Raw genomic sequence first — 19,190 nt, 5'->3', positions numbered from 1 at the left:
TGAGACGAGAATGAGAAGACTCTCATTTGGCCGCCGATTAGCCTGTCAGGGCAACGAGGTGATCGTCCCGGGACTATCATCGCCGAGTTAGGTTAGCCTTACCTGATCCGGGGGTGCCCTGTTTTGCGGCTCTTCATGACGGCGCTCAAGCCGACGGACTCGGTGACCGACGGATTCCTGCCGGCCGCTCGCGCGCTCGGCTGCGAGGTCACCATTCTGACCGACCGGCCAGAGCAGCACCCGCACGCGGTCGCGTGCGACGTGCGCGACCCGCGCGCCCTCATCGACGCCGTCTCGCGTCTCGGGCGGCCGGACGCCCTGTTCAGCAACTCCGACCACCTGCAGACCGAGACCGCGCTGGCCGCCGCCTACTTCGGGCTGCCCGGCAAGGACTGGCGGGCGTGCCTGTCGGCCAAGAACAAGTATCTGATGCGCGCGAAACTGGCCGAGGCCGGGGTCGAGGAGGTCTTCTCGATCCAACTGGGTCCGGACGACGCCGTTCCCGGCGGCCTGCCGTACCCCTTGGTGGTGAAACCCCGCGAGGGCGTGGCCAGCGAGGACGTGATGCTGGTGGAGAAGGACCTGGAGACGGCGGTCACGGCGGTGCGGCGCGCGCGGCCGGGCGCGTACGTGGTCGTGGAGGAGTATCTGGAGGGGCCGCTGCGCACGCTGGAGACGCTGGGCGACGCGACCGGCACGCGGGTGCTGGGCGGCTACGCGACGCAGCTGGGGCCGCTGCCGCACTTCGTGGAGGAGCGGCTGGACTGGGCGCCGGACGGGCCGCACGAGCACGTGCTGGCCGCGCTCGGGGCGCTGGGGGCGGGCTTCGGGGCCTGCCACACCGAGTACGTGCTCACGCCGGCCGGACCGCGCATCGTCGAGGTCAACTACCGGGTGATCGGCGACCACTGCGACTTCCTGCTCGGCGACATCCTGGGCGTCCCGCTGTTCGAGTGGATCCTGCGGGCGCACCTGGGCGAGCGGCTTCCCGAAACACCCCCCACCCCCGGGTACGGCACCGCCGTCAGCCTGGTGGCCGACCGATCCGGAACGATCACCGAGGCCCCCGGAGCGGAGGAACGCTCCCAGGACGGCGTCCGCCTCTGGCACCGCCCCCTGCGCGCCGCCGGAGAACAGATCACCAGAACCCACACCAACCGCGACTACCTGGGCGTCATCCGCGCGGTCGGCCCCGACCGCCACCGGGTGGAGGCGGCGGTGGACGCCTATCGGGCGGAGCGGCCGTGGGTGATCTCGGCGTGAGTCTCGACTCCACTGAGGCCAGGCTGGCCGCGCGCGTTCTCGACACCCTGTTGCGCGAGGACTACGGCGGCCTGTCGCGGCGGGTGAGCAGGACCCGGGAGGGCGTGCGGCTGACGCTGGCCGACGGCAGGGTCGTACGGCTGGTGCCGGGGTCGCTCTACCAGGACTTCGTGGTGGCTCCCGAGGAACGCCTGCGCCTTGAGCAGGTGCTCGCCACGCTGGCCGAGGTCGCCGATCCGGCCGACGCGCAGGGCGTGGCGGCCTTCGCCGACGAGTGCGCGGCGGCGCTGGCGGCCGGTGAGCTGCACGCCCTGCACGCCGATCGGGTGCTGGCGGGCGAGCCGTCCTACGAGACGCTGGCGGCGTTCGTGGAGCATCCGGTGTATCCGACCTCGCGGGCCCGGGTGGGGATGAGCGCCGCGGACCTGCTGGCGTACGCGCCGGAGTTCGGGCCCGCGTTCGCGCTGCGCTGGGTCGCGGTGCCCGGCCACGACGAGCCGTTCCCCGTGCACCCGCTGACGATCGACGAGGCGCTGAAGGTCGAGGGGGTGCGCGAGGTCTCGGGGCGGGCGACGATCGTGCGGCCCACGTTGTCGATGCGGACCGTCGAGCTGGACGCGCGTACCCACCTGAAGCTTCCGATTCCGGTCAGCACGCTGGGCGTGCGCAACCGCCGTTCGATCAGGCCGGGGACACTGCGTGACGGCGCCCTGGCCGAGCTGCTGGTCCGCGAGCTGGCCGACCCCGGCGTGCTCGTGGCCGACGAGCAGACCTACGCGCACGCCGGCCACGAGTACCTGGCGTGGATGATCCGCAGGCTGCCGGAGGGCAGGATCGTGCCGGTCGCCGCCCTCAACGCCCCGACCGTGCTCGAACGGCTCGGCGACGTGATCCCCGAGTACCTGCGCATCCTGCTGCGCTGGAACGTGCGGCTGTTCGTCCGCCACGGCGTGGCGCTGGAGGCACACCAGCAGAACCTCGCCCTCGTGTTCACGGACGACGGCATGAAACTGCTGGTCAAGGACAACGACGGGCTGCTGGCCTCGCCGGCGAGGCTGCGCGCCGCCGGTGTCGAGCCGCCCGCCTTCACCGACGAGCGCATGCTGACCGACGACCCCCACGCGCTGGCCGACGTGTTCGTGACGATCACGCTGCACCTGGCCGCCGCGGCGGTCGCGTTCGGGGCGCTGCCCCACGAGCGGGCCGCCCGGCTGCTGCGCGAGACCCTCGCCGAGGCGCTCGACGAGCACGGCGAGGACCCCATGGCCCGGCTGCTGCGCGCCAGGACGCTCGACGCGGCCCGGCTCACCGGGAAATCGATGATCACCGCGGGCACCCTGGTGGCCAAGGAGCGTACCGGCGCCCGCGACGTCAACAAGTACTACGGCGCCAGCGGACCCAACTACCTGAGGAGAGCGTGACGTGGAAAGCCTGGTCCTCGACTCCCCCGCCGCGTCGCCTCCCCGGGCCGAGGAGGCGACCCTGGCCGCGCTGCTGCGCTGCTGCGTGCGGGAAGTGGCGGGGCCGCGCGGCCTGGTGTGGCCGGCGCCGCCGTACCTGCTGCTGCGGGTGGGCGGGACGTTGCTGCGGGCACGCACGCGCGGCGGCGCCGCGCTGCGCTTCACCGGGCCGCCCGAGCGGCTGGAGCAGGGCGTCTGGGTGCCTCTGACCACCGATGAGCTGGTACGGCGGGCCGTATCCGACCTGAGCCTCGGCGAGGTGAACGCCGAGTTCGCCGGGCAGGTGGCGGCCAGCCGCGAGGCGCTGGAGGCGATCCTTTCGGCGCGGGCCGGGGCGGTCGCGCCCGCCGACCCGTGGCTGGCCTCGGAGCAGGCGCTGGTCTACGGGCATCCGTTCCATCCGAGCCCGAAGGCGCGCGGCGGGCGCGACTGGCTGGCCTACGCGCCCGAGGCGCACGCGCGGTTCCCGGTGCGGCTGCTGGGGGTACGGTCCGACGTCGTGGCGCAGGAGGGTGTGACCGGCGTTTTGGACCGCCTGGGCGAGGCGCCGCCGGGGTACGCGCTGCTGCCCGCGCATCCGTGGCAGCTCGATCTGCTCGGCCCGGTCTTCGACGACCGGCTGGTGGACCTGGGTCCGGGGCCGGTGGTGGTGCCCACGTCGTCGGTGCGGACGGTCTACGCGCCGGACCTCGGGGTCTGCCTGAAGTTCTCGCTGGATGTCCGGATCACGAATTGTGTACGGAAGAACGCCTGGTATGAGCTGGCGGGGGCGGTGGAGCTGAACCGCCGCTTGGGCACCATATTCGATGAAATTTCCGGCAAATACCCTGCGACGCGGTGGCTGCCCGAGCCCGGCTACCGCTCCGCGGGCCTGGGCACGCGGCTGCTGGAGGGGCTCGGCGTGATCGTGCGTTCCAGCCCGTGGTCGGTCGTCTCCCCCGGCGTCACGCCGGTGCTGGCAGGGGCGCTGGCCACCGAGGGCGTGCGCACGCCGGACCCCGCCGCGTGGTGGCGGGCCTACGTCGCGGCGCTGGTCCCGCCCGTGCTGGAGCTCTACTTCCGGCACGGCGTGGTCCTGGAGCCCCACCTGCAGAACGTACTGGTCGGCCTCGACGCGGACGGGCTGCCCGCCGAGGTGGTCTTCCGCGACCTGGAGGGCACCAAGCTGGTCACCGGCCGCCACGACCTGACCGGGGTGCCGGACCGCGTGGCGGAGTCGCTGTCCTACGACGCCGAGCGTGGCTGGGCCAGGGTCGCGTACTGCCTGCTGGTCAACCACCTCACCGAGATCGCCGCCAGCGTGGCGCCCGACGACGCGACGCTGACCCGCCTGTGGCGATCCGCCGCCGAAGTGATCGCCCGCGTGGCCGCGGACCTGGGCAACCCCGTACCCCTGTCGGACCTGCTGGCCGGCGCGCCCCTGCCCGCCAAGGCCAACCTGTCGGTGCGCTGGGCCAGGGCCGCCGACCGCGCGGCCGGCTACGTCCCGATCGCGAACCCGCTCGCATGAGCCGCACCCACGCCGCCCGGATCGCCGAGGCCGCCGCCGACGACACGCCCGCCTACGTCTACGACCTGCCCGCCCTGGACGCGCACGCCACGGCCGTCCGCCGGGCGCTGCCCGGCATCGAGCTCTACTACGCGGTCAAGGCCAACCCCGACCCCGAACTGCTCCGCGTGCTCGAACCCCACGTGGACGGCTTCGAGGTCTCATCGGGCGGCGAGCACGCCCACGTCAGCGCCCTGTTCCCGGACAAGCCACTGGCGCTCGGCGGCCCCGGCAAAACCGACGCGGAACTCCTCCTGCCCGCCCACCGCCTGCACGTGGAGTCATCCGGCGAACTGCGCCGCCTGCTCACCTCGGGCCGCGCGGCCGACGTCCTCCTGCGCGTGAGCCCCGACCTGCCCGTCGAGGGCGCCGCCCTCACGATGAGCGGCCCGTTCGGCATGGACGACGACGACGTGCGCGCCTGCCTGCCCCTGTTCGACGACCGGGTACGGCTACGCGGCCGCCACTACCACCTGGCCAGCGGCCTGAACGCCGACCAGCTCCTGAAACTGGCGGAAACCCTGCTGTCCACCCACCCCGGCGAGGTGAACCTGGGCGGCGGCATGGCCGTGGACTACCACGATCCCGCCGCCCGCTTCGACTGGCCCGCCTACGGCACCGGCCTGGCCCGCCTGCGCACCCCCGGCCAGACGGTCCGCGTGGAGCCGGGGAGGTCGCTGACCGCGTACTGCGGCTACTACGTCACCAAAGTCGTGGACGTGAAGCGGGTACGCGGCGCGGCGTACGCGATCGTGCTGGGCGGCACCCACCACCTGAGAACCCCCGTCACCAAGGGCCACGACCAGCCCTTCACGGTGCTCCCGACCGGCACCGGCCCAGGCGTGACCGGCGAGCCCGTGACCGTCGTGGGCCAGCTCTGCACCCCCAAGGACGTCTTCGCCCGAGCCGTCCCCACCTCCATCCACGTGGGCGACACCGTGGTCTTCGCCATGGCCGGCGCCTACGCCTGGAACATCTCCCACCACGACTTCCTGATGCACCCCAAACCCACGTTCCACTACCTGACCCAGTGAAACCCTCAGTGCTACGAGGCCCGCTTGTGCTGATACTCGTTGACCGCGGCCATGATGACGCTGATCGGCACTACCGCGTCAGGACCCGCCAAAGCAGCCTCCACCCATTCGCGGATGAGCGCCGTGGGCTTGACCCCACGTTCTTGCGCCCGCTCACGAACCTGGTCCATGAGGGATTTGGGCAGCCGAAGCGACGTCACGATCATCACGTCGTCAGGAGAGACCGGATCACGCGGTACAGCCCGCTCCAGGTCCTCTGTGGTGTCATGTTCGTCGTAGTAGGAAGCCAGATTGTCGATCTCGTCTCGTGTCATGGTCGTCACCTCGCCTTCTGCTTGAAGAGTCGCTTCTCACTCGCGGTCATGTCACGAGCTGTGGCTACATACCAGGAGTCTGGTTCGGCGATGCTGTCCACTACCACGATCAGCAGCGTCCCGAATCCGTGGTTCCGTAGATCAGGGTGCACTCGTCCCGGCCTCCTGTCTCGAACCGGGGGCGCGTGAAGAGCGCTGCTTCCACTTCTGTCGGCGTGACGTCATGCCGTGCGATGTACTCCTCTGAGCGCTCAGTCCAGTAGACCGCCCGATATCCCACACACTTCAATGTACTACGCATGTATTACGAACGGAAGGTGGGGACGGCTTCGATGAGGGCGATGAGGCCGTCGGCGTCGAGGAGGTTCACCGGGCGGACGGTCTCGTTGGGGCGGACGTAGTGGAAGGCGGCGCCCACCTGGTCCAGGGGGACCTTGGCCAGGTGTGACCAGGCCAGGCGGTAGGCGGCGAGCTGCACGGAGGCGGCGGCGGCCGCCTTGCCGGACGGGCGTTCCCCCGTCTTCCAGTCGACCACCTCGTACGTGCCGTCGGGCAGCTGGAAGACGGCGTCCATGCGGCCCCTGACCAGCCGGTCGGCGATCATGGTCTCGAAGGGGACCTCGAGGTCGAGGGGTTTGCGGGTGGCCCATTCGCTTTCCTCGAAGCGTTCCTGCAGTTCGGCCAGCCGTACGTCGGCCTCCTCCTCCACGATGTCCAGGCCGGGCAGCTCGAAGTCGTCGATGAGGCGCTGCTGGTCCCAGCGCGTCTCCAGCCATCGGTGGAACGAGGTGCCACGGCGGGCCAGCGGCGCGGGCTTGACAGGGACCGGGCGGCGGATCCTGCGGGCCAGTTCCTTCGCGTCGGCGGCCAGTGTGACCAGCGACGAGACGGTCAGCTTGGACGGCAGCTCGACCGTCCTGCCCCCGCCGCGCCGATACAGTTCGCGCTCGCGCAGCAGCAGGTCGGTGTCGCGTTCCCAGGCCCGGACGCGCTCCTGCTCGAACGTCTTCAGCGCCTCCTCCGGCGCGGACTCAAGCCGGCCCGACAGCGCGTCCTCGACCAGGCGGGCACCATCCAGGACGGCCTCGTACCTGTCGCCTTCCGGCACCACCGGCCAGGTGGCCTCGGCGGGCTCGTCCAGCAGCGGGTTGGTCGCCCCGTCGGCCAGGTCCGGGGCCCAGTAGGCCACGCGGTCGCTGGTGTCGCGGATCTCCAGCAGGAAGTCCGACGGCTCCAGCGGCTTGGTGGCGCTGCCCCAGCGGTAGCCGGAGGCGATCAGGTGGTAGTGGGCCCGGGTGACCGCCACGTAGGCCAGGCGCCGCTCCTCCATGAGGTCGCGCGCGCGGCAGCGCTCGTCGAACGCGGTCAGCTCCTCCTTGCTCAGCCCGCCCAGCCGGGGCAGGTCCGCGACATCCCCTCTCAAGGGGTACGGGAGCTTGCGCGGGTTGTCCGTCCACCGGCTGTTGGTGACCGGTGTCGCGGGGAACATGCTGCCGGTGGCGATCGTGCCCTTCGAGCTGATCAGCTGCGACAGTCCCGGCACCACCACGACCGGCCACTCCAGGCCCTTCGAGGCGTGCACGGTCATCAGCTTCACGCTGTTGCTCTCGCCCACGCGCCCCGCCTCCAGGCCGAACTCCTCGCTCTCCGCCGCCTCCAGGTAGGCCAGGAAGGCGCCGAGCGTCGGGTCCTCGGCGTCCCCGGCGAAGCGGGAGGCGGCGTCCAGGAAGGCGTCCAGGTCGGCGCGGGCGGCGAAGGCGCTGACCGTGCCGCCGCGCGCGGCCACCTCGATGTCGAGGCCGAGCTTCCGCTCCACCTCGGTGATCAGGTCGGGCAGCGGCTGGGCGGTGTGGGCGCGCAACTGACGCAGCTCGTGAGCCAGCGCGACCAGGCGGCTCCTGGCCAGCGGCGAGAACGACTCCAGCCACTCCTCGCGGTCGGGCAGCTCGTCCAGGGCGTCGATCAGGCTGCCGCGTTCCTCGGCAAGGTCCACGACCACCTGGTCGAGCGGGTCCTTCTCCGGCCGGGCGCCCTGCCTGGCCTCGCGGGTGAGCTCGCGGGCGTACTCGCCGAGCTGGCGCAGGTCGGCGGGGCCGATGCGCCACCTCGGACCGGCCATGAGCCGGGCCAGGGCGTCTCCGGCCGTCGGGTCGTACAGGGCGCGGAGGGTGGCGACGATGTCGTTGACCTCGGGGACGGTGAGCAGGCCGCCCAGGCCGACGACCTCCACCGGGATGTCGCGGGCCTCCAGGGCACGGCGCAGGGCGGGGAACTGCGAGCGTTTGCGGGCCAGGATCGCCACGTCCTGGGGCTGGAGCTCCAGGGTCTTCTTGCGTTCCTTCTCGCCCCAGGGCAGGCCGTCCGGGGCGACCTCCTGACCGAGCATCTTCTTGACGCCCTCGGCGATCCACTCGGCCTCGTCCTCGGCGGTCTCGTGGAAGGCGCAGGTGACGCGGCCGCGGTCCTTGCGGTTGGCGCCGGGCACCAGGACGGGGACCTCCCTGGCCTCCATGCGCAGCGGGATCTGGACCCGGGCGGCGACGTCGAGGACGCGGTCGCCGTTGCGGAAGCTGACCGAGAGCTGGCGCACCGGGGCCCGGTCGCCGGAGGCCGTTCTGAAGTCCTGGGAGAAGCGACGCAGGTTTCCGGCCGAGGCGCCGCGCCAGCCGTAGATGGACTGACAGGGGTCGCCGACGGCGGTGACCGGGTGACCGCCGCCGAACAGGCTCCTGAGCAGGACGAGCTGGGCGTGGCTGGTGTCCTGGTACTCGTCCAGCAGGACGACGGAGAACCTGTCGCGTTCGATCTGGCCGACTTCGGGGTGCTTGGCGGCGATCCGGGCGGCCAGGGACATCTGGTCGCCGTAGTCGATGACCTCGCGGCCGCGCTTCAGCCGCTCGTACGCCGCCACCAGGGGAAGGAGCTGCTCCCTCGCCCGTTGCACCGCGATGGGCTTGCGCTGGGCCGCGACGGTCTTGGCGGGGAGCATGCCGTACTGCTCGTCGAGCCACTCGCCGACCCCCCGCACGTCGCCGCCGGCGCGCAGGTGCTCCGACAGCTCTCCCGCGAGCTCCAGTACGGCGGCCGTGACCGACGGCGGCCCCAGCTCGATCTTGTCCATCGGCCCGTCGTACATCGCCACGACCCGCGAGGCCAGCTGCCACGAGACGGCCGGGGTGACCAGGCGCATCGTGGGCTCCAGCGCCTCCCGCAGGGCGTGGTCGGTGACCAGCCGGGCGGCGTAGGCGTGGTAGGTGGAGACGGCCGGCTCGTCGTCCAGCAGCGACGGCTCGACCAGGCCCGCCTCGGCCAGGCCGTTGAGGCGCTCACGCACCCGGTTGGCCAGCTCGGCGGCGGCCTTGCGGGTGAAGGTGAGGCCGAGCACGTTCTCGGGGCGCACGAGCCCGTTGGCGACCAGCCAGACCACGCGCCCGGCCATCGTCTCGCTCTTGCCGGAACCCGCTCCGGCCATCACGACCATCGGCTCCAGCGGCGCCTGGATGACATGCTCCTGCTCCGGAGTCGGCGGCAGCACGCCCAGCTTGCCGGCGAGCTCTCCCGGACTCAGCACACCTGGCCCCCGTTGTCGTTGACCGGGCAGCTGGCCCGCGCGGCGCACGTACGGCAGCCGTCGTTGACCTTCGCCTGGAAGAACGGGCCCGACATGCCGATCGCGACGGTGTCGACCAGGTCCTTGGCCCAGGTGGGGTCCCGGTCGTCGGCCAGGGCGGGCTGCGCCTGCTCCAGCGCGTCGTTCTTGCCGCCCGCCTTGCCGAGCTGCACCAGCGAGGCGCCGCCCGGCTCGGTCATGCCGTGCCTGGCGAAGGCGCCCAGCAGCGCGGCCAGCTGGTAGACGCCCAGCTGGGGGTGGCGGTCGAGGTCGCCCGCCTTGGGCTTGCTCGACCCGGTCTTGAGGTCGATGATGACGGCCCTGCCGTCGGAGTCGCGTTCGACCCGGTCCACGCGGCCCTTGATCAGCACGCCGTCGCCGACCGTGGCCGTGAACGCCTCCTCCAGGGCGACCAGTTCGCGCGGGTTCTCCTTGTGCCAGCGCAGGAACTTGGCGATCATCTGCTCGGCCACCTGGCGCTGCTTGCGGTTGAACCACACGCCGCCGAAGTCCAGTTCGCTCCAGATGTCGTCCAGGCGGCGGCCGAGGAGGTCCTCGCTGGGCAGGTCGGTGGCGGCCAGCACGGCCAGGGCGTGGATGACCGTGCCGAGGCCCTGGGCGCTGCTCGTCCCGGCGGCGCCGACCGCGGTCTCCAGGAGCCAGCGCAGGCCGCACTTGGTGAAGCTCTCCACGGCCGAGGGCGAGATGCGCACGATGTCGTCCGGCCAGCCGAGGGGGCGGTCGTCGGAGATCGGCGTCAGCGCGTACCAGTCGTTGGGATGCGCGCCCTGCACGCCCGCGGCGGCGAGCCTGGCGAGTTGCTGCGCGGCCTTCTGCCGGATTCTTGCCGACTTTGTGGGATCTGTTACGGCGCTGCGGAGGTCGGCCACGAGCGCCGACATGTTCAGCCACCGGGCCTGGTCGTCCACCGTCGCCGTGTCCACGGAGCCCGGCATCAGCTCGGCCAGGAACCTCGACGGCCGCTCGTCGGTGTCCTCGCCGCCGACCGCCGTCACGACCAGCCTCTTCCTGGCCCTGGTCGCGGCCACGTAGAACAGGCGGCGTTCCTCGGCCAAGAGCTTCGAGGCCAAAGACGCGGTACTCGGCTGCGCCCCCTCGGCCAGCTCCACCAGGTCCTCGGCGCCCAGCATCGAACCCCGCAGCCGCAGATCCGGCCAGACGCCCTCCTGAACGCCCGCCACCACCACGACGTCCCACTCGAGCCCCTTGGAACGATGCGCGGTCAGCACCCGCACGGCATCGCCGTCCGGGGCGCGTTCGGCCAGGGTGTCACCGGGGATCTCCTGGGAGGCGATGTCGTCCAGGAACACCTCCGCGCCGGCCCTGGGCATGCGGTCCACGAACCTGGCGGCGTGATCGAACAACGCCACCACGGCATCCAGGTCACGATCGGCCTGGGCGCCCCGCGCGCCGCCGGACAGGCTCAGGTCGGTCCATCGCTCGGCCAGGCCGCTGCCCTGCCAGATCGCCCAGAGGACCTCTTCGGCGGTGCTCTGCGCCTTGGCGGCCTCTTTGGCGGCGTGGAGGAGGTGGGCTACGCGTTCTGCCGGGTGGGCTATGTGGGGTTCTATGCGGGTCAGTTCGCGGACATCCAGGACTGAGGCCACGAGCAGTTCCCCGGACGACCGGACAACCCGCCCCAGCCCGCCCTCGTCCCCGGAGCCACCCTCCTCCCCAGAGGCACGCTCACCGGACGCGCCTTCGCCCGAGGCACCCTCACCGAAGACCCCCTCACCGGAGGTCCTTTCGCCGGAGGCGCCACCACCGGAGGTCCCCTCACCGGAGGTCGCCTCACCGGAGGCGCCTTCACCGGAGGCGCCATCACCGGAGGGCCCTTCGCCGGAGGCGCCTTTCTCTTGGGTTGAGGTGTCTTCTTGATCCGAGGCGGTCTCTTCGGTGGCGGCGGCCTCGTTTTCGGCGATCTTCAGGGCGCGGCGGAGGCGGCGTACACCGATCATGTCGGTGCCGCCCAGTGGGCCGGTGAGCAGTTCCTCCACCACGGACTCGTCCAGCTCGCCCGGGTACAGGGCCATCCGGAGCATCGTCAGCAACGGCCGTACCCCGGGCTCCTGGGCGATCGGCACCTCATCGCCCGCCACCATCGTGGGCACACCGGCACTCACCAGCGCCCTGCGCAGCAGCGGCACCTGCCGGATGGCCGAGCGGACCAGCACGGCCATCCGATGCCACGGCACGCCGTCGATCAGGTGCGCGCGGCGCAGCGCGTCGGCCACCACGGCGGCCTCCTGGCTCGTGGAGTCGGCCAGCAGGACCCTGACCTCGCCGGGTTCGGCATCGTCCAGGGGCACCAGGTCCCGGTGCCCCCAGGCCTTCCGCTCCCTCGGTGCGACCGGGGTGGGTTCCTCGACCGTGGACTCGGGACGGGCGTCGGGCTCGTTGGGCTCGTTGTCTGTTGGGCCGGTGGTCAGCAGGGTTTCGAAGGCGGTGTCCTGCTCCTTCGCCGCCGGTGCGGGCGGCTGGGCCGTACCGGATGGCTCGGGTGGGGTGAGGGTCGCGTCGGGGGTGGGGGCGGCGGGCAGGCGGGAGGCGACGCGGCGGGAGGCCGTCAGGAGGTCGGCGCCGCTGCGGCGGCACACGCGCAGGGCGACCACGGGCGCGTCGCGACCGTCGAGGGTGCGGAAGCGCTCGGGGAAACGCAGGATGCCGCGGACGTCGGCGCCGCGGAAACCGTAGATGGACTGGTCGGGGTCGCCCACCGCGATCAGGTCGCGGCCGTCGCCGGCGAGCTGCCGCAGGAGGTACTCCTGGGCCGGATCGGTGTCCTGGTACTCGTCCACGAAGACCATGTCGTAGGCGGCCCGCTCGCGGCGGCGTACGTCGGGGTCGGACAGGAGACCGGCCGCGGCCTTGATCAGTTCGGCGTAGTCGAGCACCGGCTCGGGGTCGAGGTCGAAACGTTCCTGGTAACGCAGCGAGAACTTGCCCGCGGCCACCCAGTCGGGCCTGCCGTGCTGGTAGCCGAGTGCGACCAGGCGGTCGCCGTCGAGGCCGCGTTCGCCCGCCCGTGACAGGAAGTCGCGCAGTTCCTCGGCGAACCCGCGGGTCTTCAGCGGCTCCCGCAACGCCAGCGGCCACTCGCGCGCGCCGTCCTCCAGCTCGCCGTGGAGCAGGCGCCGGATCTCCAGCAACTGCTCGGGCCCGCTCAGCAGCCGCGGCGGCTCCGTCCCCGCCTGCAGGGCCTCGCGCCGCAGCAACGCGTAGGCGTAGCTGTGGAAGGTGAGGGCCAGCGGTGTACGCGTGGTGCGCCGCAACCGGCCGGTGACGCGTTCGCGCAACTCACCGGCGGCCTTCCGGCTGAACGTGAGGATGAGCACCCGTTCGGGATCAAGCCCGCGGCGTTCGATCCGGTCGACGACGGTCTCCACGACGGTGGTCGTCTTCCCCGTACCGGGACCGGCCAGAACGAGCATCGGCCCACCGGGATGTTCGACCACGGCACGCTGGTACTCGTCGAGCACAGGGGCCTCAACCGGTCCCCCGCCCCCACGTCGCACCAACCGCCAGGTCTGACCACTCACAGCACTAGATTCCACCAGACCACAGGGGTAGATCGTGCCGCCTTGACCGTTCTCCCCACGAGTCCGCCCACGCTACCGGCCCAATCCCCCAATATCCCGCCAACCCGCCGCCCCAACCCACCTTCATCCGGTACGGCCCGCCGCCCCGGTTGCCGTGTCCGGTGGGCAAGGGTGGCCGTTACGGCGGGGACCACGTCCGACGTGAGAAGCGACCCCCACGATCGACGCCCGCCGGGGTCGGCGGGTGGCGTGGGGGCGGCTTGCCGTACGGGATGAGGCGGGTTGAAAGCCACAGCGGACGGGAGAGCCGCGCAATGAGACTGGATCAGGACGAAGGCCCGAGAACGCCGCGCAGGACCTCGTCGAGGCCGGATTTGAGGTCGGCGGGCCGGCGGCCGCGGTGGATCACGAGGTTGGCGGCGAGCGGCGCCAGCAGCGCGTCGGCGGCGAAGGGCGCGTCGGCGGCCGGGTTGACGTCGGCGATGAGCAACGACAGATGCCGGTGATATGCCTCATACGCGCCACCGAACCGCGCGAACGGCCCCGCGGTCTCCGCCATCAGCAACAGGTCGAGCTGCGCGAACGTCCGATCAACGAGCCCGTGCAGAAACGCCCGGACCCGCTCCCCCGACGGCGCGCCGGGCCCCAGCGGCGGCGGCCCGGACAGGAACGACTCCTGGAACTCCCGCTCCTTGGCGTCGATCAGCGCGTAGGCGAGCCCGGACCGATCCCCGAACCGCCGGTACAGCGTGCCGACGCCCACCCCCGAGGCGGCCGCCACCTCGGCCATCCCCAGCCCCTCGATGCCCTTGTCGGCGACGAGTTCGGCCGCCGCCGCGAGGATCTTCGCCCGGTTCCTGGCGGCATCGGCCCGCTCCTGCGTCACCCGGACACCTTATCGGCCCCTTGCCAAGCGGAACCAATTCCGCTTACCGTGGAAACGGAATCTATTCCGCTTATGGAGGATCATCATGCTGCACGGAAAGGCCGCCCTCGTCACCGGCGGCAGCAGGGGCATCGGCGCCGCCATCGCCCGCGGCCTGGCCGCGGCCGGGGCCGACGTCGCCATCACCTACGCCAGCGCCGCCGACCAGGCCCAGGCCGTGGTCAAGGACATCGAGGCGGCCGGGCGGCGCGCCACCGCCATCCAGGCCGAAGCCGCCGACGAACGCGCCCTCCGCACCGCCGTCGACCACGCCGCGAGCATCCTGGGCAGGCTCGACATCCTGGTGAACAACGCCGGAATCGCCCCCTACGGCCCCTTGGAGGAAGTCACGCTTGAGGAGCTCGACCGGACGATGGCGGTCCACGCCCGTGCCGCGTTTCTGCTGGCTCAGGCGGCCGTGCCGTACATGCGGAACGGCGGGCGGATCGTCACGATCGGCAGCAGCCTGGCGGAACGCGTCCCGTATCCCGGCTGGACCCTGTACTCGATGAGCAAGGCCGCCCTCATCGGCCTCACCAGAGGCCTGGCCCGCGATCTGGGCCCGTTGGACATCACCGCCAACCTGGTACATCCCGGCTCCACGGACACCGAGATGAACCCCGCCGACGGCCCCGACGCCGACGCCGAACGCTCGTACACGGCCCTGGGCCGCTACGTCGACCCGGACGACATCGCCGCCACCGTCGTCCACCTGGCCGGCCCGGCGGGCCGCAACATCACCGGCACCGCCATCACCGTCGACGCCGGCACCACCGCCTGACCCGTCGCGGAAGCCGGAACCCCGACGGGCCGGGAATGCGGCCCCGGCCCGTCAGCGAAACCTCAGGCCCCGTCGAGAATCGGGATGAGCTGCTCCTCCTCGTAGTCGAGGTGCTGCTCCACCGCAGTGGCGAGCTCCTCGACCTCCTTGAGTACGGCCGGCGTGTCCGCACTCTCGGTCGAGACGACCTCCTGCAACCTGGCCAGCAACGCGGCCACCTTCTCATGCTCGGCGCCAAGCCGATCCATCACCTCGGCGAGCTCCGGATGCTGCGCCGACAGCGCGGGAAACAGCCCCCTGTCCTCATGCGAATGGTGAACATGCAGCCCCTGGCACAACGTGAGGCAGTTGACCCGCAACTGCGCCCCGAGCCCCGGCCCCGAAGCGGCGACCTCCTTGCGGATGAGCACCAGTTCTCGCCGGAAGGCGTCGTGAATCATCCGCAGCGCCTCGCCGAACGACGAGGCCGGCGGCGGCCCGCCCCCGGTCTGCTTGAGCGCGATCACGGGAATCACCCGAGCGGTACGCGCCTGATACTCGGCCCACCCGGGATCGGCCTCGACCGCCCGCGCCCAGGCCGCCTCCCGCTCCGCACCTTCCAGTACGGTCGCCCGCGCCTCATAGGTGAAGATCCCGTCCTCGACGTTGACGGCGGGCTCGGCGACGAGATTGTGGAACCAGGCCGGATGACGAGCAGCCCCGTTGGCCGAGGCGATCACCAGAACCTGCTCGCCCCCGTCATGCAGGTACCCGAGCGGAACGGTGTGCTGTTCACCGGAACGCGCCCCGGTGGTGGTGAGAAGGAGCAGCCGAGCGCCCTCGAAAGGACCCCCAACCCGGCCACGATTGGCCCTGAACTCCTCGATGATCTGCTTGTTGAAATCGAACGGCATTCTTCTCCATGGGTGTGAGCTTTGATGAGAGGTAGGGGCAAAGACGGGGATCCGGCGGGCTACGCGCCCGCCCATCGCTCACGCCTCAGCCGGGTACCTCTCTCGCTCATGGCCCATGGCCGACCCGGCAGTCACAAAGGCACACCCTAACCCCCAAACCACCCCACCTCAACACGCTCCCTGTCTAGGTCCGGCCCACCCGCGCACCCTTGGCTTCGGCACTGGATCGAAAAGCGAGACCCTTACAGGGGCCGAGGCCGCGCCACGATCGCGCAGGTCCTGCCAGCCGGACCCACCCGCTGGGGTGTACGCCCACGCCAAGCGCGCCGCGACCCGCGACCTTCAGGGGCTTCCGCTCCGCCGGGCGATCGTGGCACGGAACAGCTACGCCGAGGCGGGCTGCTCTTGCGGTCGATCGAAGCCAAGACCAGACAGGCGAAACAGGCCCGATCAACGCGAGTGCAGGAGGGATTTGCTACGAACTTCGATGCTCTTCGCCACTCTCTCGAGAATCAGCGGGCTCGACGCGAGCGTGTCCGCGGCGCGCGGCCACTCATCGACGACGCGCTCCACCATCTCAGCCACGACGTCCGGGAGCTGGGCCTCTGGCACAAACAACTTCTCCTGGAGCCGCGCAAAGGTCCGCACAGATATCCGATCGAAGAGCTTCGTCTTCCCGAAGTTCAGCCCCAAGGTTTCCGGATCAAATTCATCCCGGTACACGTCGGTCGCCACAAAATCATACGCTGGAGCCAAAACCGGAATTCGAGGATCACGATAGATGAGCGACCAATTCTTCAGGTGCATATCTCCATTGGAGATCAAAATGGAGAAGGCGAGGCGCCTGGCGAACTCTTGAAGGGACTTGACATCGCGCCGCCGATAGACCAGCGAGGCGACCGTTTCATAGTTCCCGACGTACTTGCGATCAGAATAGATGCCTCGAACCTGGGCGAGATCCTCGATGTGAATCCGGCCACCATCGTCGCTTCGATCGAACCTCTGGATTGCGTACGCCCATTCCTCGTGCACAGGCCACACGTTAGGCGGAAGCCCTTCAATCTGATCCCGATGGACAAGCCTGACCTCTGGCACCTCGATGCCGGCAGCCTTGGCGAGACTCATCATCGCAAACTCATTGAGAGGGACGTCGGGATATACCCTGTCCGGCAGCTTGACAATCCAGTCCCCTCCCTCACCAGAGCCTGGAAGCGTCAGCCGATCCCCCTCTCTGAGCATCGAAAATTTCAACATCACCCCGGCCAGCGAGAATCGCCATCCCGGATGGTCGTCATCATGCGCAGGCGCGTCGTTGTCATGGGTGACAAGTTCCCAGTGGAGAGAATCCTGGCTCTCATCGGGGAGGACACGAACTGCTCCAGGAAGATCGTGCCCTACCTGAGCGAGGAGCTCCATTTCACGCTCAACAGACACACCTCTGTCTTCTGCCACCCATTCCCGCAGGCGTCCTTCTGGAAGAAGGTTCGAGAACCAGGGCGGAAGGCGTAGCGCCGACGCCCGCCTCGCCTGAAGGTTCTGTTCAAAATGCAAGCCCAGCACAGGGCGGCCAGGATCGGCCAGGTAGTCCGCACAGAACTCGAACCAGGTGTAGTCGCCTCGCTGCCGCAACAAGCCGACCTTCTGAGCACCGAGCCAGACTCCATGACAGACCTCAGAGGGCGTCATCCCGCCGCTCCTCCACTTCCTCCTCGATGTCGCTCATGATCAGATCGTCCAGCGAAGGAGTGTCCTCCTGCTCCCACTCGCACATCCGCGCCAAGAACCGTTGCAGGTCCTCAATCATGGTTCGCTCACGATGTGCCAGGAACTGGTCTATATCTCCGGCAGTAAGAGCGAGTTCCGCTTCCGGTCCGATCGAGTGCGACCTGAGCACCGCGCTCCAAGTGGGACTGTCCAAGTCTAGCGGCTGAGCGGACAGAACACTGTCTATCTGATTACCCAGGACTTCATCGAGGGGCAGGCTTGAGTCGCTATCGCGCTCAGAGGTCGTCGGCAGAAGGATACGATTGGCGGCCAGAATTCTTGACACCGATCCAGCTCCAAAGATCGCACGGACGGCTCTGGCCGCGGTCGCCTGATCGACCAGACTCTCCGCCAATTGCGACGAATCGATCTCGTCACCGGTCACGGGCGAGCGGGGGCGGAGGTTCCACCAGGAGCAAAGAAGAATCCGCGTAGCCGACTCATCGGTGCGGAACCGCTTCAGATTGATCGGAATGAATTCGGTGCGATTGACAAGGCCGAAGAGCCCCTGCAGAGATCCAGCGATGTCACCGGGCTTTATTCGGTGCCCAAGTGCCTGCATCGCGCCGGTGGCACTTCCCCGGAAAATCCCCGGCCCCAGAATCGCAGCCCGCCAGAACCAGCGGCGAAGAAGGCGGATGTTGTGCTCGCCCGGCGCTGGATAGTGAGCGAAAAATCGGGTGAGGACAACGAGAAGATACCGATAGGTCAGGAAACTAAAATGCGGAACGCCGGCCTCTTTCTGGAGAAAATCGACCGCCCTTTTAAGAGCTTCGGCGCCTCGCTGAAACGCCTCATCTCGACTCTCGCCCGGGAAGTCGCTCGTTATCTTCGAGTCCTCGTCGAATTCGCCTCGTATCTCACGCGACACCTGGGCGCCGCGCCGAGCCAGAACAGCACGCAGAACAGTGCTGGTATCGATAATACCGAAGTGAAACTCATCGTCTACTTGAGTCGCGATCAGTTCCAGACTCAAGGCATCATCGACCGACTTCGTCTTCGACGGGTGGATCGCAGAAAAGATCTCCGCCCGGGTCAGATGCCGGCCGTAGCTATTCATTCGATCAAAGATGTCGCGCAGGACATCCACATCATCCTGCTCGACCTGATAGGCAGGGACCTGGTATTGGCGTAGCCTCGCGGTCATCTCGCTAGCGTGATCCAAATACTCCGAAATTTCCGGATATGTTGCAAACCACTTGAGGACGAGCTGGAGATCGAACAGCACAGGAAGAGGAACGATCAGCGGATCATCGACAGTAGGACGAGGAACAAACTTCTGTCGTGACAGATCATACGACAGCGCGAACCTCGAATCAGCGATCCCGTCAGGATGTAGCCCATTTGCCAGGCTGATGATTCGCTGTTGCCCGTCCACAACCCATAGCGCGGAATCTGATGCCGGTGCATTGATAGCCAAGGCGCCCAGTTTGAGAGGGCCGGCGGGCGCCTCTTTGATCCAAAGCAGCAATGAGCCTATGGGATAGCCCCGAACGATGCTCTCAAAGAGTCGAATCACGTCCTTTCGCGTCCAACGAAAGGCGCGCTGAAATTCTGCAACGCGAATGCGTCCTCGCCATGCCAGGTCGACCAGACGCGCCACAGGAAACGTCGTGGCACTGGGGCGGGTATCGAGCCCAACGCTCATGGTTTGTTCCTCCGGTCATGCGGAAGCAAGCCTACCGACTCCTCTCCGGCCATCCTGCGACTTGACAGGCCTTCCGCGCGCCTGAGCCACCGAGAAGTCCTGGTGAGGTACTGGTCCTCATGCGGTTGAGGATAGTTGACGGCTACCGCATGGCACCCTGCAGGGTGTACACGATGGCCACTAACTTGACCGGAGGAAAGGCGAGCTCGTATGCAGTTTCGGGGTCGGTCTGAACGGAACTCATCTCGATCCGGGACTCGGCTCCGAGTGCCGACTCGGTGGCAGCCCATGGGGAGCATTCCACCGGAATCTGACCAGTCCGCATAATCCGTCGAAGTAGTCGCTCGCGTGTCAGGAAGCCTGCCGAACCTGGCCGTAGTCACAGACGC

General features: G+C 69.3%; 12 protein-coding genes. 5 read left to right on the top strand and 7 right to left on the bottom strand.

Annotation, left to right across the window (positions count from 1 at the left end):
• Window positions 1-123: 123 nt before the first annotated feature.
• From ACFWY5_RS33030 to ACFWY5_RS33015, 4 genes are read left to right on the top strand one after another with little or no spacing between them, the layout of a single operon-like run.
• Window positions 124-1,263 (top strand): siderophore biosynthesis protein, encoded by a 1,140-nt coding sequence (locus tag ACFWY5_RS33030; RefSeq protein WP_379636567.1) that lies wholly within the window; start codon window positions 124-126, stop codon window positions 1,261-1,263.
• Window positions 1,245-2,684: an IucA/IucC family protein gene (locus ACFWY5_RS33025; RefSeq protein WP_379610509.1), complete on the top strand. Its 1,440-nt coding sequence runs from the start codon at window positions 1,245-1,247 to the stop codon at window positions 2,682-2,684. Before ACFWY5_RS33030 ends, ACFWY5_RS33025 begins: the two co-directional genes overlap by 19 nt.
• A 1-nt stretch (window position 2,685) precedes the next feature.
• The gene (locus tag ACFWY5_RS33020; RefSeq protein WP_379636565.1) at window positions 2,686-4,233 is read left to right on the top strand and encodes an IucA/IucC family protein; all 1,548 of its coding nucleotides are present in this window, start codon (window positions 2,686-2,688) and stop codon (window positions 4,231-4,233) included.
• Window positions 4,230-5,306 (top strand): type III PLP-dependent enzyme, encoded by a 1,077-nt coding sequence (locus tag ACFWY5_RS33015; RefSeq protein WP_379636563.1) that lies wholly within the window; start codon window positions 4,230-4,232, stop codon window positions 5,304-5,306. The genes ACFWY5_RS33020 and ACFWY5_RS33015 overlap by 4 nt, the downstream gene beginning before the upstream one ends.
• Before the next feature lie 11 nt (window positions 5,307-5,317).
• On the opposite strand, the gene ACFWY5_RS33010 is transcribed toward ACFWY5_RS33015, so the two are convergent.
• The 4 genes from ACFWY5_RS33010 to ACFWY5_RS32995 all read right to left on the bottom strand — a co-directional run bounded on the left by ACFWY5_RS33010 (window position 5,318) and on the right by ACFWY5_RS32995 (window position 13,676).
• The gene (locus tag ACFWY5_RS33010) at window positions 5,318-5,620 is read right to left on the bottom strand and encodes a CopG family antitoxin (RefSeq protein ID WP_379636561.1); all 303 of its coding nucleotides are present in this window, start codon (window positions 5,618-5,620) and stop codon (window positions 5,318-5,320) included.
• 304 nt (window positions 5,621-5,924) lie between these two features.
• On the bottom strand, window positions 5,925-9,191 hold the full coding sequence (locus ACFWY5_RS33005) for a UvrD-helicase domain-containing protein (RefSeq protein ID WP_379636559.1): 3,267 nt from the start codon (window positions 9,189-9,191) through the stop codon (window positions 5,925-5,927).
• Entirely contained in the window at window positions 9,185-12,730 is a 3,546-nt protein-coding gene (locus ACFWY5_RS33000; protein ID WP_379636557.1) for an ATP-dependent helicase, read from the bottom strand. Before ACFWY5_RS33000 ends, ACFWY5_RS33005 begins: the two co-directional genes overlap by 7 nt.
• A gap of 385 nt (window positions 12,731-13,115) precedes the next feature.
• Window positions 13,116-13,676, bottom strand: coding sequence for a TetR/AcrR family transcriptional regulator (locus ACFWY5_RS32995; RefSeq protein ID WP_379636555.1), 561 nt, complete (start codon window positions 13,674-13,676; stop codon window positions 13,116-13,118).
• Between the two features lie 85 nt (window positions 13,677-13,761).
• Between ACFWY5_RS32995 and ACFWY5_RS32990 the strand changes: the two genes are divergently transcribed.
• On the top strand, window positions 13,762-14,496 hold the full coding sequence (locus ACFWY5_RS32990; protein ID WP_379636553.1) for an SDR family NAD(P)-dependent oxidoreductase: 735 nt from the start codon (window positions 13,762-13,764) through the stop codon (window positions 14,494-14,496).
• Between the two features lie 62 nt (window positions 14,497-14,558).
• Here the strand turns inward: ACFWY5_RS32990 and ACFWY5_RS32985 are convergent, their stop codons facing one another.
• From ACFWY5_RS32985 to ACFWY5_RS32975, 3 genes are all read right to left on the bottom strand, one after another.
• Complete coding sequence (locus ACFWY5_RS32985; protein WP_379610516.1) at window positions 14,559-15,389, bottom strand: nitroreductase/quinone reductase family protein; 831 nt, start codon at window positions 15,387-15,389, stop codon at window positions 14,559-14,561.
• Window positions 15,390-15,839: 450 nt separating this feature from the next.
• Window positions 15,840-17,075 carry a type II toxin-antitoxin system HipA family toxin gene (locus tag ACFWY5_RS32980; protein WP_379636551.1) on the bottom strand — a complete coding sequence of 412 codons (1,236 nt, stop codon included), beginning with the start codon at window positions 17,073-17,075 and terminating at the stop codon, window positions 15,840-15,842.
• Complete coding sequence (locus ACFWY5_RS32975) at window positions 17,062-18,801, bottom strand: DUF262 domain-containing protein (protein ID WP_379636549.1); 1,740 nt, start codon at window positions 18,799-18,801, stop codon at window positions 17,062-17,064. The genes ACFWY5_RS32980 and ACFWY5_RS32975 overlap by 14 nt, the downstream gene beginning before the upstream one ends.
• Between the last annotated feature and the right edge of the window lie 389 nt (window positions 18,802-19,190).

This window comes from Nonomuraea sp. NPDC059007 (assembly GCF_042740555.1).
Taxonomy (GTDB): Bacteria; Actinomycetota; Actinomycetes; order Streptosporangiales; family Streptosporangiaceae; genus Nonomuraea.
Note: the sequence above shows the minus strand (reverse complement) of the source record. Positions and strands in the feature narration are given on the sequence as shown.